The 15,930-nt window shown below is 68.5% G+C and carries 16 protein-coding genes; 13 read left to right on the top strand and 3 right to left on the bottom strand.

Annotation, left to right across the window (positions count from 1 at the left end):
* Positions 1-84 precede the first annotated feature (84 nt).
* From cobN to AU192_RS01405, 3 genes are read left to right on the top strand one after another with little or no spacing between them, the layout of a single operon-like run.
* Positions 85-3,669 carry a cobaltochelatase subunit CobN gene (cobN, locus tag AU192_RS01415; RefSeq protein WP_064393911.1) on the top strand — a complete coding sequence of 1,195 codons (3,585 nt, stop codon included), beginning with the start codon at positions 85-87 and terminating at the stop codon, positions 3,667-3,669.
* Positions 3,670-3,678: 9 nt separating this feature from the next.
* A complete protein-coding gene (locus tag AU192_RS01410; RefSeq protein WP_064393910.1) occupies positions 3,679-4,059 on the top strand; it encodes a PPOX class F420-dependent oxidoreductase in 381 nt (126 codons plus the stop codon).
* 2 nt (positions 4,060-4,061) lie between these two features.
* Entirely contained in the window at positions 4,062-4,460 is a 399-nt protein-coding gene (locus AU192_RS01405; protein ID WP_064393909.1) for a PPOX class F420-dependent oxidoreductase, read from the top strand.
* Here AU192_RS01405 and AU192_RS01400 read toward each other — a convergent pair.
* Complete coding sequence (locus tag AU192_RS01400) at positions 4,444-5,151, bottom strand: dienelactone hydrolase family protein (protein WP_064393908.1); 708 nt, start codon at positions 5,149-5,151, stop codon at positions 4,444-4,446. The two genes, AU192_RS01405 and AU192_RS01400, sit on opposite strands and share 17 nt — an antisense overlap.
* Before the next feature lie 47 nt (positions 5,152-5,198).
* On the opposite strand from AU192_RS01400, the gene AU192_RS01395 reads away from it, so the two are divergent.
* The 4 genes from AU192_RS01395 to AU192_RS26240 are packed head-to-tail and all read left to right on the top strand — an operon-like array spanning position 5,199 to position 9,687.
* Entirely contained in the window at positions 5,199-5,684 is a 486-nt protein-coding gene (locus tag AU192_RS01395) for an FxsA family protein (protein WP_064393907.1), read from the top strand.
* Between the two features lie 13 nt (positions 5,685-5,697).
* Positions 5,698-7,284, top strand: a complete 1,587-nt coding sequence (locus tag AU192_RS01390) for an amidohydrolase (protein ID WP_064393906.1) — start codon at positions 5,698-5,700, stop codon at positions 7,282-7,284.
* Entirely contained in the window at positions 7,277-8,914 is a 1,638-nt protein-coding gene (gene lnt / locus AU192_RS01385) for an apolipoprotein N-acyltransferase (protein WP_064393905.1), read from the top strand. The genes AU192_RS01390 and lnt overlap by 8 nt, the downstream gene beginning before the upstream one ends.
* On the top strand, positions 8,911-9,687 hold the full coding sequence (locus tag AU192_RS26240) for a polyprenol monophosphomannose synthase (RefSeq protein ID WP_064393904.1): 777 nt from the start codon (positions 8,911-8,913) through the stop codon (positions 9,685-9,687). Before lnt ends, AU192_RS26240 begins: the two co-directional genes overlap by 4 nt.
* Before the next feature lie 103 nt (positions 9,688-9,790).
* On the opposite strand, the gene AU192_RS01375 is transcribed toward AU192_RS26240, so the two are convergent.
* Positions 9,791-10,126, bottom strand: coding sequence for an RNA polymerase-binding protein RbpA (locus AU192_RS01375; RefSeq protein ID WP_064350208.1), 336 nt, complete (start codon positions 10,124-10,126; stop codon positions 9,791-9,793).
* 125 nt (positions 10,127-10,251) lie between these two features.
* On the opposite strand from AU192_RS01375, the gene AU192_RS01370 reads away from it, so the two are divergent.
* The 6 genes from AU192_RS01370 to AU192_RS01345 all read left to right on the top strand — a co-directional run bounded on the left by AU192_RS01370 (position 10,252) and on the right by AU192_RS01345 (position 15,176).
* A complete protein-coding gene (locus tag AU192_RS01370) occupies positions 10,252-10,593 on the top strand; it encodes a hypothetical protein (RefSeq protein WP_066808658.1) in 342 nt (113 codons plus the stop codon).
* 98 nt (positions 10,594-10,691) lie between these two features.
* On the top strand, positions 10,692-11,378 hold the full coding sequence (locus tag AU192_RS01365; RefSeq protein ID WP_064393903.1) for a hypothetical protein: 687 nt from the start codon (positions 10,692-10,694) through the stop codon (positions 11,376-11,378).
* A gap of 213 nt (positions 11,379-11,591) precedes the next feature.
* Entirely contained in the window at positions 11,592-12,314 is a 723-nt protein-coding gene (locus AU192_RS01360) for an ABC transporter permease (RefSeq protein WP_231984692.1), read from the top strand.
* Positions 12,311-13,033, top strand: a complete 723-nt coding sequence (locus AU192_RS01355) for an ABC transporter ATP-binding protein (RefSeq protein ID WP_064393901.1) — start codon at positions 12,311-12,313, stop codon at positions 13,031-13,033. Before AU192_RS01360 ends, AU192_RS01355 begins: the two co-directional genes overlap by 4 nt.
* Positions 13,034-13,060: 27 nt before the next feature.
* Positions 13,061-14,074, top strand: a complete 1,014-nt coding sequence (locus AU192_RS01350) for an ABC transporter substrate-binding protein (protein WP_064393900.1) — start codon at positions 13,061-13,063, stop codon at positions 14,072-14,074.
* Positions 14,075-14,081: 7 nt separating this feature from the next.
* On the top strand, positions 14,082-15,176 hold the full coding sequence (locus tag AU192_RS01345; RefSeq protein WP_064393899.1) for an LLM class flavin-dependent oxidoreductase: 1,095 nt from the start codon (positions 14,082-14,084) through the stop codon (positions 15,174-15,176).
* Positions 15,177-15,185: 9 nt separating this feature from the next.
* Here the strand turns inward: AU192_RS01345 and AU192_RS01340 are convergent, their stop codons facing one another.
* Entirely contained in the window at positions 15,186-15,860 is a 675-nt protein-coding gene (locus tag AU192_RS01340; RefSeq protein ID WP_064393898.1) for a hypothetical protein, read from the bottom strand.
* Positions 15,861-15,930: the final 70 nt, after the last annotated feature.

The raw sequence follows: 15,930 nt of genomic DNA, 5'->3' as shown, positions 1-15,930 counted from the left end.
GAGTGCGCACATCACGCGGCGTGTCGTCGGCAGACCCGCACGCTCGCGGAAAACGGGGGTGAGCGGGTGGGGTAGGAATGGGGGGTGCCGGAACCTGCCGTACTACTGCTGTCCACCTCTGACACCGACCTCATCACCGCCCGGTCCAGCGGCGCCAATTACCGGTGGGCCAACCCGTCCCGGCTGGTCGACGGTGAACTCGGCGAACTGCTGAGCGGCGTGGGCGTCGTGGTGGTGCGGATTCTCGGCGGCTACCGCGCCTGGCAGGACGGCATCGATGAGGTGGTGGCCAACGGCGTACCCACCGTCGTGGTCAGCGGCGAACAGTCGCCCGACGCGGAGTTGATGGGTCACTCGACCACGCCCGCAGGGGTCGCGCTGCAGGCACACGTCTATCTCGCTCAGGGCGGTGTGACGAACCTGCGTCACCTCCACGCGTTCCTGTGCGACACGCTGCTGATGACCGGCTTCGGGTTCTCACCGCCCGAGAGCACACCGCTGTGGGGCGTCGTGCCCCGCGACGGCGGCGGCGACGGACCCACGGTCGCCGTGCTCTATTACCGCGCGCAACATCTCGCCGGCAACACCGCCTACGTCGAGGCGCTGTGCGACGCGATCGAGGGCGCCGGTGGCCGTGCGCTGCCGGTGTTCTGCGCTTCGCTGCGCACCGCCGACGCGGACCTGCTCGAACTGCTCGGGTCGGCCGACGCGCTGATCACGACGGTGCTGGCGGCAGGCGGCGCCACCCCGTCGAGCGTGTCAGCCGGCGGCACGGATGACGCATGGAACGTCGCTCACCTCGCGGCGCTGGACGTTCCGATCCTGCAGGGGCTGTGCCTGACGAGCCCACGGGCGCAGTGGCAGAACAACGATGACGGGCTCTCACCGCTGGACGTCGCTACCCAGGTCGCCGTGCCGGAGTTCGACGGGCGCATCATCACGGTGCCGTTCTCGTTCAAGGAGATCGACGACGAGGGCCTCACCTCGTACGTGCCCGATCGTGAACGGTGCGCCCGGGTCGCCGGGCTGGCCGTCCGCCATGCGCGGTTGCGTGCAATCCCCGTGCAGGACAAGCGGATCGCGGTGGTGTTCTCCGCCTACCCGACCAAGCACGCCCGCATTGGCAACGCCGTCGGGCTCGACACGCCGGCCAGCGCGATCGCGCTGCTGCGCGCGATGCGCGAGCACGGCTACCGGATCGGCGACGGTGACGGCGATCTCGACACCATCATCGCCTCCGGTGATGGCGACGCACTCATCCACAATCTGATCGAACGCGGCGGCCAGGACCCCGACTGGCTTACCGAAGGCCAAGTCGAGGGGAACCCGATCCGGGTGTCGGCCAAGGAGTATCGCGACTGGTTCGCCACGCTGCCCGCCGAGCTCACCGACGCGATCGTCGAGCACTGGGGTCCGCCGCCAGGAGAGATGTTCGTCGACCGCAGCGCCGACCCCGACGGTGAGATCGTCATCGCGGCACTGCAGGCGGGCAACGTCGTGCTGATGGTGCAGCCGCCGCGCGGTTTCGGTGAGAACCCGGTCGCGATCTATCACGATCCGGATCTGCCGCCGAGCCACCACTATCTGGCCGCGTATCGGTGGATCGAGTCGGTGTTCGGCGCCGATGCGGTGGTGCACCTCGGCAAGCACGGCAACCTGGAGTGGCTGCCGGGTAAGACGCTGGGCATGTCGGCGGCCTGTGGATCCGATGCCGCGCTGGGCAGCCTGCCGCTGATCTACCCGTTCCTGGTCAACGATCCCGGTGAGGGCACCCAGGCCAAGCGTCGCGCCCACGCCACGCTCGTCGACCATCTGATCCCACCCATGGCGCGCGCCGAAACCTACGGTGACATCGCGCGTCTGGAACAGCTGCTCGACGAGCACGCCAACGTGTCGGCGCTCGACCCCGGCAAGCTGCCCGCGATCCGTCAGCAGATCTGGACGCTGATGCGCGCCGCGAAGATGGACCACGATCTCGGTCTCGAGGAAAGACCCGAAGAGGACTCGTTCGACGACATGCTGCTGCACGTCGACGGCTGGCTCTGCGAGATCAAAGATGTCCAGATCCGCGACGGGTTGCACATCCTCGGCCAAACACCAAGCGGCGAAGACGAACTGGACCTGGTGCTCGCGGTGCTGCGGGCGCGCCAACTCTTCGGCGGCGAGCAGACGGTGCCGGGCCTTCGCCAAGCGCTCGGCCTCGCCGAGGACGGCAACGACGAACGCACCGCCGTCGACGCCGCCGAAGCACAAGCCCGGAAGCTGGTCGCTGCGCTGCAGGATTCGGGGTGGAACGCCGAGGTGGTCGACACGCTGACCGACAACGCCGACGTCGCCGCGGTGCTCCGGTTCGCCGCCACCGAAGTGGTGCCGCGGCTCGCGGGCACGGCCGAGGAGATCACCCAGATCCTTCGCGCACTCGACGGTCGCTTCATCGCCGCAGGCCCGTCGGGATCGCCGCTGCGGGGGCTGGTCAACGTGCTGCCCACCGGGCGGAACTTCTACTCGGTCGACCCCAAGGCGGTGCCGTCACGACTGGCCTGGGAAACCGGTGTGGCGATGGCCGATTCGCTGCTGGATCGGTACCGCCAGGACTACGGCGGCTGGCCGCGCTCGGTCGGCCTGTCGGTGTGGGGCACATCGGCGATGCGCACCTCCGGTGACGACATCGCGGAGGTGCTCGCCCTGCTGGGGGTGCGCCCCGTGTGGGACGAGGCGTCGCGGCGAGTCGTCGATCTCGAACCGATCGCGCTGGCCGATCTCGGACGGCCTCGTATCGACGTCACCGTGCGCATTTCCGGTTTCTTCCGGGACGCCTTCCCACACGTCGTCACGATGCTCGACGACGCCGTGGCGCTCGTCGCCGGCCTCGACGAACCGGCCGAGGACAACTACGTCCGCGCGCACGCCCAGGCCGACCTGACCGAGCATGGCGACGAGCGTCGCTCCACCACTAGGATTTTCGGCTCGAAGCCGGGCACATACGGTGCCGGGCTGCTGCAGCTGATCGACAGCCGCAACTGGCGCGACGACGCCGACCTCGCCGAGGTGTACACGGCGTGGGGCGGATTCGCCTACGGCCGCGGATTAGACGGAGCCGCCGCCAGTGATGATATGAGCCGGCAGTACCGCCGAATCGCGGTGGCGGCCAAGAACACCGACACCCGCGAACACGACATCGCCGACTCCGACGACTACTTCCAGTACCACGGCGGCATGATCGCCACCGTTCGTGCACTGACCGGTAAGGACCCCGCCGCCTACATCGGCGACAACACCCGCCCCGATGCCGTGCGAACCCGCACCCTGTCCGAAGAGACCACCCGGGTGTTCCGCGCCCGCGTGGTCAACCCGCGTTGGATCAACGCGATGCGCAGGCACGGTTACAAGGGTGCGTTCGAGATGGCCGCCACGGTCGACTACCTGTTCGGTTACGACGCCACGGCAGGCGTGATGGCCGACTGGATGTATGAGCGGCTGTCGGCGGAATACGTGCTCGACGACGAGAACCGCAAATTCATGACCGAGTCCAATCCGTGGGCCCTGCACGGTATGGCCGAACGGTTGCTGGAGGCCGCCGACCGCGGAATGTGGGCGGCCCCGGAGCAGGCGACGCTTGACGGTTTGCGCAAGGTGCTGCTCGAGACCGAAGGCGACTTGGAGGGCTAGGTTGGGGAGGTGTCTGCCACCTTCGCCGATGTCGCCAAGTCCGAGTACATCCTGCTGACCACGTTCACCAAGGACGGCAGGCCCAAGCCGACACCGATCTGGGCGGTGCCCGAGGGCGACGGGCTGATCGCCATCACGCAGGAGTCCTCGTGGAAGGTCAAGCGGATCCGCAACACCCCGCGGGTGACCATCGCGCCGTGCGACATGCGCGGCAACCCCAAGGGGGAGGCGGTCGAAGCCGTCGCCGCGGTTCTCGACAAGTCCGCCAACGGCGCGACTTACGACGCGATCGGCAAGCGCTACGGTCTGCTGGGCAAGACGTTCAACGTTTTCTCCAAGCTGCGCGGGGGAATGAAGAACAACGTGACCATCGAGATCAAGCCGGGTTGACCGTGGCCGACACCTTCGACGACGTCGCCCGCTCGAAGTACATCCTGCTGACCACGTTCACCAAGGACGGCAGACCCAAGCCCACCCCGATCTGGGGTGCCCCCGAGGACGACAAACTGCTCGTCATCACCGATGACGGGTCGTGGAAGACCAAGCGCATCAACAACACCCCGCGGGTGACGATCCAGAAGTCCACGGCGCTGGGCAAGCCGAAGGGCGACCCGGTCGAAGCCGTCGCCCGGGTGCTGCCCAAACAGGAGACCCGCCGCGTCTTCGACAAGGTCACCCGGCGCTACTGGTGGCATGCGTGGTGGTGGATCCCGCAGGCGCTCATCCGCGGTGGCATCGACAAGATCCACATCGGCATCGAGATCAAGCCCGCGGTCAACCCCGCGGGGTAGCTGCCAGGTGTTCGCCGAAGAACTCGAATACCCGCGCCCAGGCGTCGCTGGCCGCCGCCTCGTTGTAGCCGAAACCGGTGATCCGCAACAGCGGCTGCCCCGGCAGCTTGTTCGCGAAGCTGTGCCCGGCATCCGGATACGCCTTGATGTCGGCTGGAATCTGCTTGTCCGCAACCACTTTTCGTAACCGGTCCGCCGCTCCGATGCCGATCGGGTCGCGGCGGCCGAAGCTGGCGACGATCGGGCACGCCCCGGTCAACGTCTCGTCGAGTCGGCGGGGCAGCGGGGTGCCATAGAACGGTGCGGACGCGCCGAACCCCTTCGGCGACATCACCAGCGCGAACTGTCCACCCATGCAGAACCCGGCGATGCCGACGGCGCCCGTGCACTCGGAAAGGCCCAGCACATGGTCGCGGGCGGCGAGGATGTCGTCGAGCGCGCGACCTCGCTTGCTGAGCAGTTCGCGGAACACCCGGGTGATACAGCGGGCCCGGCCACCGCGCGAGTACAGGTCGGGGGTGATCGCGATGTAGCCCGCCTCGGAGATGCGCGCCGATATCGCCGCGTTGTCCGGTCCGTAGCCGATCGCGTCGTGCACGACCACGATCGCCGGCCACGGGCCCTCGCCGGCCGGCGTCGAGAGCAGCGCGTCGATGGGACCGCCCGGTGTGTCGATCTTGATCGTGGCCATACCGCCAACCTACGGAACCCTCGCGGCCGTCCGGACGTTTACCACGTATGGCGATGCGGCTGTTTGTCCTCTATGTGGTCATCGAAACCGCGGTCGTGGTGGCTCTGGTGTCGACGATCGGCATCGGCTGGACGCTACTGCTGCTGCTCACGACGTTCGTGCTGGGTTTCGCGCTGGCCGGATCGCAGATCAGGCGTCACGTCGGCAGGTTGCGCGCGGGCCTGACCCCGGCGACCCTGCACGGCACCGCCGCCGACAGCGTCCTGGTCGCGCTCGGCACGGTGCTCGTCGCGATCCCCGGGCTGGCCAGTTCGGTGGCGGGGGCGCTGCTCCTGCTGCCACCGACGCGGGCCGCGGGACGCCCGCTGCTGACCGCGCTCGCCGCCCGCCGGGCGCCGCTGATCACCGCGGGAATGGCCGGGTGGGGAGCGGCTACCAAGCGGAATGACTACATCGACGGTGAGGTCGTCGACGTGGTCGACGTCGAACCGCCCGCCGTGGAGCGCCCGCGTCCGCCCGCCGACGGGCTGTGAGAACCTCCCCTAGGTGACGACCCTTCTGCTCAACGGGCGGGTGCACAGCCCCGCCATGCCCGACGCCACGGCGCTGGCCGTGCGCGACGGTGTGATCGCATGGTTGGGCAGCGACGACGTCGGCCGTAGCCAGTTTCCCGACGCGCGGGTCATCGACCTCGACGGTGCCTTCGTCGCACCCGCCTTCGTCGACTGTCACATCCATCTCACCGCCACCGGGCTCACGTTCTCCGGGCTCGACCTGCGCCCCGCCGCCTCACTACAGCACTGCCTGCAATTGCTCGCAGACCACGCCCGCCGCCACCCCGAGGGCCCGATCTGGGCCCACGGCTGGGATGAATCGGCCTGGCCGCAGCACACCCCGCCCAGCGTCGACGACATCGACGCCGTCGTGGGGGACCGGCCGGCCTACCTCGCCAGGGTCGACGTGCACTCGGCCGCGGCCTCCACTGCGCTGCGCGCGCGGTGCCCGGGCCTGGCCAATGCGACCGGATACGACCCGCAGCGGCCGCTGACCAGCGACGCTCACCACCTGGTCCGCGCCGCCGCCCGGGCGGGTCTGACCGCCCGACAGCGTGCCGACGCGCGCACCGCCGCGCTCGACGCAGTGGCAGCGCACGGCATCGTCGCGGTGCACGAATGCGCGGGCCCCGACATCGGCGGCCTCGACGACTGGGACGAGATCCGCGTCCTCGACCACGGCGTCGAGGTCGTCGGCTACTGGGGCGAAGCGGTCGCCACGGCCGACGAGGCACGCGCACTGATCGACCGCACCGGCGCCCGCGGCCTGGCGGGTGACCTCTTCGTCGACGGGGCACTGGGCTCGCGCACCGCGTGGCTGCAGCAGCCCTACGCCGACGCGCCCGGCTGTGTCGGGAACACCTACCTCGACCCCGGCGCCATCGCGGACCACGTGCAGGCGTGCACGGAGGCGGGCATCGCGGCCGGCTTCCACGTGATCGGCGACGCCGCCGTCACCGCGGTCGTCGACGCGTTCGAGTCCGTCGTCGCATCCTCGGGCGCCCCCGCGGTCGCCCGGTGCGGGCACCGACTCGAACATCTGGAGATGGTCACCTCAGAACAGGCGCGCAAGCTCGGCGCCTTGGGCGTGCTCGCCAGCATGCAACCGAATTTCGATGCGCTCTGGGGCGGCGACACCGGCATGTACGCCCAGCGTCTCGGGGCGCAGCGAGCCAGATCGCTGAACCCGTTCGCGCTGTTAGCATCCCAAGGCGTGCCCCTCGCGTTCGGCTCGGACAGCCCGGTTACCGGGATCGACCCCTGGGCGATGCTGCTCGCGGCGACGCGACACCATACGCAGGGCAGTGCACTCTCGGCGCGCGCGGCGTTCGCAGCACTCACCCGAGGTGCGTGGCGCGCCGCAGGTGTGCGAGACGGGTTGGCGGGCACCCTCGTTCCCGGTGCACCGGCGTCGTACGCGATCTGGGAAGCCGACGAACTCGAGGTGAGCGCGCCTGCCGACGCGGTGCAACGGTGGTCCACCGACCGGCGGTCGCGGGTACCGCCGCTGCCGCGACTCGGCGCCCCGTCACCTCGCTGTCGGCAGACGGTCCATCGAGGTGTCGTCATATATGGCTGAAACTCTCTCGAGGACAAGGCGATTCGGCCAGGGCCTGGTGGACCGGCTGCCGCAGCTGGGCGTGGCGATCGTCGCCGGGGTACTTCTGTGTCTGAGCTTTCCGCCCTTTGGATGGTGGTATCTGGGCTTCCTCGCGTTCGCACTGCTGGCGTGGGTGCTGACACGCGAGACCACCACGGTGCTCGGCGGATTCGGCTACGGGTTCCTGTTCGGGGCCGCGTTCTACCTGCCGCTGCTGCCGTGGGTCGGGGCGTTCGTCGGCCCCTTCCCGTGGATCGGACTGTCGCTCGCCGAGGCGGTGTTCCCTGCGCTGTTCGGCGCGGCCGCGGTGGTGGTTCGCCGGCTGCCGGGCTGGCCGTTGTGGTTCGCCGGGTTGTGGGCCGCGCAGGAGTGGCTCAAGTCGACGGTGCCGTTCGGCGGATTCCCCTGGGGCGTCGTCGCGTACGGCCAGACGGAGAGCCCGCTGCGCTCGATCGCCCAACTCGGCGGGGCGCCGCTGCTGTCTTTCGCGCTGGTGCTCGTCGGGTTCAGCTTGGCGGCAATGGTATTCGAGGTGATCCAGTGGTGGCGTCGCGACGACGCGCAGACCACACCACCAGCCGTGGTGGTGCCCGGCCTGTGTATCAGCGCCGTGCTGCTGGCCACCGCGCTGACGTGGCCGCACGTACGCCAGTCCGGCCTCGGCGCCGGTGACGAGCACTCGGTCACCGTCGCCGTCGTCCAAGGCAATGTGCCCCGGCTCGGATTGGATTTCAACGCCCAGCGTCGCGCCGTGCTCGACAACCACGTCCGCGAGACGTTGCGGCTGGCCGAGGACGTGAGGGCGGGCCGCGCGCCGCGGCCGATGTTCGTCGTCTGGCCCGAAAACTCCTCCGACATCGATCCACTGGCCAATCCCGACGCTCACGAGCTGATCTCGTCGGCCGCCGCGGCCATCGACGCACCGATCCTCGTCGGCGCGGTGGTCGAGGCTCCCGGCGCCACGGCCGAGGAGCCGACCACGACGAACTCGGTGATCGTGTGGAACCCGGAGAGCGGACCCGGCGAGCGCCACGACAAGCAGATCGTGCAGCCGTTCGGCGAGTACCTGCCGTGGCGCGGGTTCTTCCGCAACTTCTCCGAGTACGCCGACCGCGCCGGCTACTTCGTACCCGGTGACGGAACGGGCGTCGTGCACCCGGCCGGCGTGCCGGTCGGGGTGACCACCTGCTGGGAGGTGATCTTCGACCGTGCGCCGCGAGAGTCGGTGCGCAACGGCGCGCAACTGCTGGTCGTGCCCTCCAACAACGCGACGTTCACCGAGTCGATGAGCGAACAGCAACTCGCTTTCGCCCGGCTGCGTGCTGTCGAACACGACCGCTACGTCGTCGTGGCGGGGACGACGGGGATCAGCGCGATCATCTCGCCGGACGGCCGTGAGCTGGCTCGCACCGCGTTCTACGAACCCGCCTACCTCGACTCCGCCGTACGGCTGAAATCCCAGCTCACGGCCGCGACACGGTTCGGACCGCTGGTGGAGGGGCTGCTCATCGCCCTCGGCGTAGGCAGCCTGATCGTCGCGATGCTGCACAATGAAGGCTTTGTGCGTCGCCGCGTCGGCGGCCGCACCACAGACAGAGGAGCCACATGACGACGGGCCGGGACCCGGGGGAGCGACCCAGCCAGCGCACGCTGGTCATCATCCCCACGTACAACGAGCGGGAGAACCTTCCGCTGATCGTCGAGCGCGTCCAGAACGCGCTGCCCGACATCCACCTCCTGATCGTCGACGACGGCAGCCCTGACGGCACCGGCAGGCTCGCCGACGAACTCGCCCTCGCGGACCCCGACCGCATCCACGTGATGCACCGCAATGCCAAGGGCGGCCTGGGCGCGGCGTACCTGGCCGGTTTCGCCTGGGGGCTGAGCCGCGAGTACTCCGTGCTGGTCGAGATGGACGCCGACGGCAGCCACCCGCCCGAGCAGCTGTACCGGTTGCTCGACGCCATCGACGGAGGCGCCGACCTGGTCATCGGCTCGCGCTACGTGCCCGGCGGAGAAGTCCGCAACTGGCCCCGGCGGCGCCTGCTGCTGTCGCGTACCGCCAACGGTTACTCGCGCATCCTGCTCGGCGTCGACATCCACGACATCACCGCCGGTTACCGCGCCTACCGCCGCGAGGTGCTGGAGAAGATCGATCTGAGCGCGGTCGACTCCAAGGGTTACTGCTTCCAGATCGACCTGACCTGGCGCACGATCAACAACGGGTTCGTCGTCGTGGAAGTGCCCATCACCTTCACCGAACGCGAGTTCGGTCAGTCCAAGATGAGTGGATCCAACATCCGCGAGGCCCTGTTCAAGGTCGCGGAGTGGGGTCTGCGCGGCCGCATCGATCGCGGCCGTGGCGCCCGAGTCACGCGCTAACCCTCACCACCCGCGCTACCCCTCACATTCCGCGAGCGACCGCGTTTGCACCGCGACACGCCGTGCTTTCGTGGCAGGGAGCGGTCGCTCGCCGAGGGCGGGGTCAGCCGCGGCGGCGGGCCTTGATGATGTCGAGGCGCTCCTTGAGCAGCTCTTCGAGCTCTTCGATCGACCGGCGCTCGAGCAGCATGTCCCAGTGCGTGCGCGGCGGCTTGGTCTTCTTCGGCTCGGGGGCGTCCCCCTCGATCAGGGTGCCTTCCATGCCGTTGCGGCACAGCCAGGTGTGCGGGATCTCGGCGTCGTCGGCGAACGGAACGTCGAACTCTTCACCGTTGTCGGTGCGGTACCGCGCGACCTGACGCGGCGCCAAGTCGTGGTTGCGGTCGGTCTCGTAGCTCACGGCTCCGAGGCGACTTCCCCTCAAGACGCGATCAGCCATCGTCAAACACTCCTCGATCAGCGCGTAATTGTCCGAATCATCAACGCCGCAGCATGCTGTGAAGTTCCCGACTCGACCCACCATGATACCGGGAAACCGATGACCGTCGGTTTACAGTCTGGCCTGTGACATCCGGGATCAAAAGGCGCCTCCGCCCTGCGGCCTGCCGCTGGTGCGGTCGTGAGGTCGGCGACGCGGGGCTGGGCAGACGGCGACAGTACTGCAGGCAGTCGTGCCGCCAGCGCGCGTACGAGCAGCGCAGCGTGATCAAGGGCACGTCGCTGGCTCCCGACGCCGTCGTCCTCACCCCGGACGAGGCTGCCGAGCTGTCCGACCGCATCTACCAGGTCAGATGCGCGGCCGAGGACGTCGCCACCGCGGTCGAGGAAGGCGCCGACACCGTCGAACTGCGCCAACTGTGCGACGCGCTGATGACGGCGGCCAAGGCCGCCGACGGCTGGCGCTGACGCGCCCGGGCTTTCCGGTATTTCGCTGCGTCGTTGAACCAGAAGGGGTGCTGACTCGTCGTCTCGATGACCAGTCAGTTCCGTCCGATAGGACCACCATGACCAGGAAGAGATGGACCCGCGTTCTGTTCGTGGGTATCAGCGCGACGCTCGCGTTCGCCACCCTGACCGCATGCTCGGGCGGCTCGTCTTCGGAGTCGACGACCACGGCGCGGGCCCAGCCGTTTCCGCAGTCGGCGCGCTACGTCGCGGACATGAAATCGCCGGACGGCAAGCCGATGACCATCGGTATCTCCGTTGACGGCGGCGAGCTCGCCGCGTACGCCTGCAACGGCAGCGATGACGAAGCCTGGTTCTTCGGCAACCACGCCGCCGGCAAGATCGATCTCACGTCGAAATTCCGCGACACGCTGACCGCGCAGTTCGACGGCGCGGACGTCGAAGGAGACCTGACCATGAACGGGGTCACCTACGAATTCACCGCGGCACCGGTGTCCGGTGAGGCCGGCGTCTATACCGCCGACCTCGACGGCGTACGAGCGGCCTGGGTGGTCCGCGAGGACGGCTCGGCCGTCGGCGTGCAGCTCAACGGGTTCAGCGGCACGCTCGACCAAGCCGATATCCAACAGCTCAACGACGCCCAGTTCCGCGCCGAGGTCCGCAACAAACGCCAGCTGCAGCAGGCCCAGCAGATCACCCGCCTGTCGAACGGGGCGATGAGCTCCAGGATCAACGGCACGGACGTGACCCCGACCCCCGTCACGGGTGCGTTCCGTTTGAGCTGACAACACGATTCCACGGCCCGCCGGTCTGCCCGATCACCCGGCGGTCTCGTGTATTTCGTTCACCCAGAATCAAAGCCTTCAGGCCCGGCTCTGCCGTCCGTAGCGTCAGACCACGTGACCGCCCCACCCGATCTCACCGCGCCCAACGCGCCGAGCACGGCCGTACCGGCCGCGAATCGCACTCGGCGCCAACACAAGTGGGCGGCTTTTCGGTTGGCGTCGCCGGCGGTCCTGCTGGTGCTGTGGCAGCTTCTCAGCGCGGTCGGCGTGATTTCCCAGGACGTGCTGCCCGCCCCGTCGCTGATCCTCGAGGCGGGCGTGGAGCTGGTCCGTAACGGCCAACTCGCCGACGCGCTGAGCGTTTCGGGAATCCGGGTGGTCGAGGGCCTGGTCCTCGGCGGCGTTCTCGGTGTCGCGGCCGGCACGGCCGTCGGCCTGTCGCGGTGGGTGGAGGCCGGTATTGATCCGCCCATGCAGATGGTCAGGGCGCTGCCCCATCTCGGCCTGATCCCGTTGTTCATCCTGTGGTTCGGCATCGGCGAACTGCCCAAGGTGCTGCTGGTCGCGTTGGGTGTCAGTTTTCCGCTGTACCTGAATACGTTCTCGGCTATCCGCCAGGTCGACCCGAAACTTTTCGAAACCGCTCAGGTGCTGGGCTTTTCATTCTGGCAACGGTTCTGGCGCATCATCGTGCCGAGCGCGGCGCCCCAGGTGCTCGTCGGGTTCCGGCAGTCGTTGGCGATCGCATGGCTGACGTTGATCGTCGCCGAGCAGATCAACGCCGACAGCGGGATCGGCTTCCTGATCAACAACGCGCGCGATTTCCTGCGCATCGACATCATCATCTTCGGCCTGATCGTGTACGCGTTGCTCGGTATCGGTACCGACGCGATCGTCCGCGGTCTCGAACGACGCGCATTGAGGTACCGCTCATGACATTGGCCACCGCACGGGAACTCCGCACCGCGGCCGAACTGCGGCACGTCGACAAGTGGTACGGCGAGCACCACGTGCTCGTCGACGTGTCGATGAGGATCGGCAGCGGCGAGATCGTCGCGCTGATCGGCCGCAGCGGATCCGGTAAGTCGACCGTGCTGCGGGTGCTCGCCGGCCTGTCGACCGAACACAGCGGGCAGCGTGTCGTGTCTGGCCCGCCCGCACTGGCCTTTCAGGAGCCGCGGCTGTTTCCGTGGCGGGACGTGCGCACGAATGTCGAGTACGGGCTCACTCGCAGCGGGTTGCGCAAGGATCAGGCCCGGTTACGCGCCGAGCGGGCGCTTGCCGACGTCGGGCTCGCCGACCGTGCCGACGCATGGCCGCTGACGCTCTCCGGCGGTCAGGCACAGCGGGTTTCGCTCGCTCGTGCACTGGTGGCCGAACCCGATTTGCTACTGCTCGACGAGCCGTTCGGCGCGTTGGACGCGTTGACGCGGCTGAGCATGCGTGAACTGCTGCTCGACCTCTGGCGCGAGCACGGGTTCGGCGTGCTGTTGGTCACGCACGACGTCGACGAGGCCGTCGCGCTCGCCGATCGCGTGCTCGTGCTCGACGACGGCCGCGTCACCCACACGCTCGATATCGCCGACCCACGCACCTCGATCGGCGCGGAGAACCACCGTGCCGAACTGCTCGCCCAGCTCGGCGTACACAGCTGAAACCGTAAGCAACCGAAGGGATTCGTCATGTCCAGGGTCATCGCCGTACTCGCGCTCATCGGCCTGTTGGTGAGCGGATGCGTGTCACGGCAGGACAGCCCGAGCGCACAGGAGGCACCGGCCACCGTGGCGTTGTCCGACCTCGCCGGACTCACGCTCAACGTGGGCGACCAGAAGGGCGGCACCGAGGCGCTGCTGCGCGCATCGGGCGGCCTTGACGGCCTGCCGTACAAGATCAGCTTCTCCACGTTCACATCCGGTCCGCCCCAGATCGAGGCCGCCACCGCCGGAAAGATCGATTTCGCGATCACCGGCAACACACCGCCGATCTTCGGTGCCGCTTCCAACGCGAAGGTCAAGGTGGTGTCGGCATACGACGGCGGCGGATACGGGGATCAGATCCTGGTGCACGCCGACGCGCCGATCCAACGCGTGGCGGATCTGCGGGCCAAGAGCATCGCGGTTGCCAAAGGCAGTTCGGCACATGGTCATACGCTGGTTCAACTCGACCGCGCCGGATTGAGCGTGGCCGACGTGAAACTGGTGTTCCTGCAACCCGCCGACGCGCTGTCGGCGTTCACCCAGCGTCGCGTCGACGTGTGGGCCGTATGGGATCCCTACACCGCGCAGGCCGAGACCGATCTCGCGGTGCGCAGCATCGCCACCGCGACCGGTGTCACCAACGGCGCAGGCTTCGGTGTCGCCTCGGACGCCGCACTGGCCGACCCGAAACGCAATACCGCACTGAGCGATCTGCTGCAGCGCTACGCCAACGCCGTCCGGTGGGCCGACGACAACCGCGAGCGGTGGGCGAAACGCTACGGCGAGGAAGTCGGTCTCGATCCCGCGGTCGCCGCACTCGCCCAGGGGCGCAGCCTGCGGTTGCCCACCGACCTGTCCGAAGAACTGATCGCGTCCGAGCAGGAGATGGCCGACCTGTTCGCCGAGTGCGAACAGATCGCGGCGGCACCGGATTTCGCGCGCTGGGTCGACCGCCGCTATACCGACGTGCTCAAACCTCTCTACCTCACTCGCGATTAGGAGCGACATGTCCACGGGAAGGTTCTTCTGGTTCCTGCCCACGAGCGGTGACGGCCGCTCCATCGTCGGTTCCTCGCACGCGTCGTCACAGCAGACCGTGCCCGCCAATTACCGTCCGCCGACGCGGCGCTACCTCGCCGAGGTGGCCCGCGCCGCCGACCGCCTGGGCTACGAAGGGGTGCTCACCCCGACCGGAACCTGGTGTGAGGACGCGTGGTTGAGCGCATCCGCCCTGTTGGCGGAGACCGAGCGGCTGAAGTTCCTCGTCGCGTTCCGGCCGGGGCTGACGCCGCCCACACTCGCCGCGCAGCAGGCCGCGACGCTGCAGCGGTTCTCCGAGGGGCGTGTGCTGCTCAACATCGTCAGTGGGGGTGACGATGTCGAACAGCGCCGGTTCGGGGATTGGCTCGACCACGACCAGCGCTACGCGCGGACGGGGGAGTTCCTCCACATCGTCGACGCCATCTGGCGTCAGGAATCGCTTGACTTCAAGGGCGATTACTACAAGGTCGCCGACGCCCGGGTGTCGGAGCCGCCGGATCCGCTGCCGCAGATCTACTTCGGCGGATCGTCACCGGCCGCGCTGCCGATCGCCGCGAAGTACGTCGACGTCTACCTAACGTGGGGCGAGCCCCCGCAGGACGCCGCCACGAAGATCGCGCGAGTCCGTGAACTCGCTGAACAACGCGGCCGCACCGTGCGGTTCGGCATCCGGCTGCACACCATCAGCCGCGACACCTCGGCGGCCGCCTGGGCGGTCGCGAACGACATGCTGTCAGGACTGCGCACCGACCAGATCGCCAAAGCCACTGCGCTGCACACTCGGTCGCAATCCGAAGGGCAGCGGCGGATGACCGCACTGCACGGCGGTCGGACCGACCAGCTCGAGATCTACCCGAACCTGTGGGCCGGTGTCGGCTTGGTGCGAGGCGGCGCGGGCACGGCGCTCGTCGGCAGCCATGAGGAGGTCGCCAATCTGATCTGTGAGTATTACTCACTCGGCTTCGACGAGTTCATCCTGTCGGGCTACCCGCACCTGGAAGAGGCCTACTGGTTCGCCGAAGGCGTGTTGCCGCTGCTGAAGCGCAAGGGCGTCGCCTAGCGCGGGTGGTCAGCAGCTGAACTTCTCGCCGGTTTGCGGGGGCGCGGCGACCGACTGCAGGCAGCCGAAGGGTTCGATGCCTGCATCGCTGAACTTGACCGCGGATTGGTAGGCGTGGTTGACACAGAAGAGTCCGACGGTGTCGGTGCGGCAGCGGTAGTCCCCGAACGACAGCACCAGGCCGTACGGAAGCTCGGGCCCCTCGCCGGCGGTGAACCGGCCGGGGTCTCCGTGCACGGAGCCGACGGTCACGCTGTTGCCGTCGTAGTCGACCCAGCCGCCCTTCCACTCGCCGTAGGCGTCATCCGGCCGCGGCGGCGGGTCGACCAGGTCCACCAGGCAGGCCAACGCACCGTCGGCGTACTGGCTGTCGGTCATACAGCTGGTCTTGCCCGACGGCGTGGTGAACGCGACGTCCTCCCCGAGGTCGGTCGTCTGGCCCTCACGCGTGGCCACGTGGTACTGGCCGGCGTCAGCGGGTTCACCGGCTTCGACCCAGGCGACCACGTCGCCGATCGGCGCGCCGGGGGCCGGTGGAGCGGTCGGCTTCGGTTTGGTCGTGGTCGTGGTGGGCGAACTCGCCGACGGCGCCGGCGGGATCGGTTCGATCCGTTCAGCCTGTCCGCCCGTCGTCGTCGAACACCCCGCTACCAGCACAGACGCGATCAGCACAGCCATTCGCATACCGGCCAGGCTAGCGGGCCGACACGCAATCCCTGGCCAGGCGCGGCGGGAGGCCCTGCTTGAAAGGTCA

Source organism: Mycobacterium lehmannii (genome assembly GCF_001499925.1).
GTDB classification, from domain to species: domain Bacteria; phylum Actinomycetota; class Actinomycetes; order Mycobacteriales; family Mycobacteriaceae; genus Mycobacterium; species Mycobacterium lehmannii.
The sequence above is the reverse complement of the archived record's forward strand: the minus strand, read 5'-3'. Positions and strand labels throughout refer to the sequence as shown.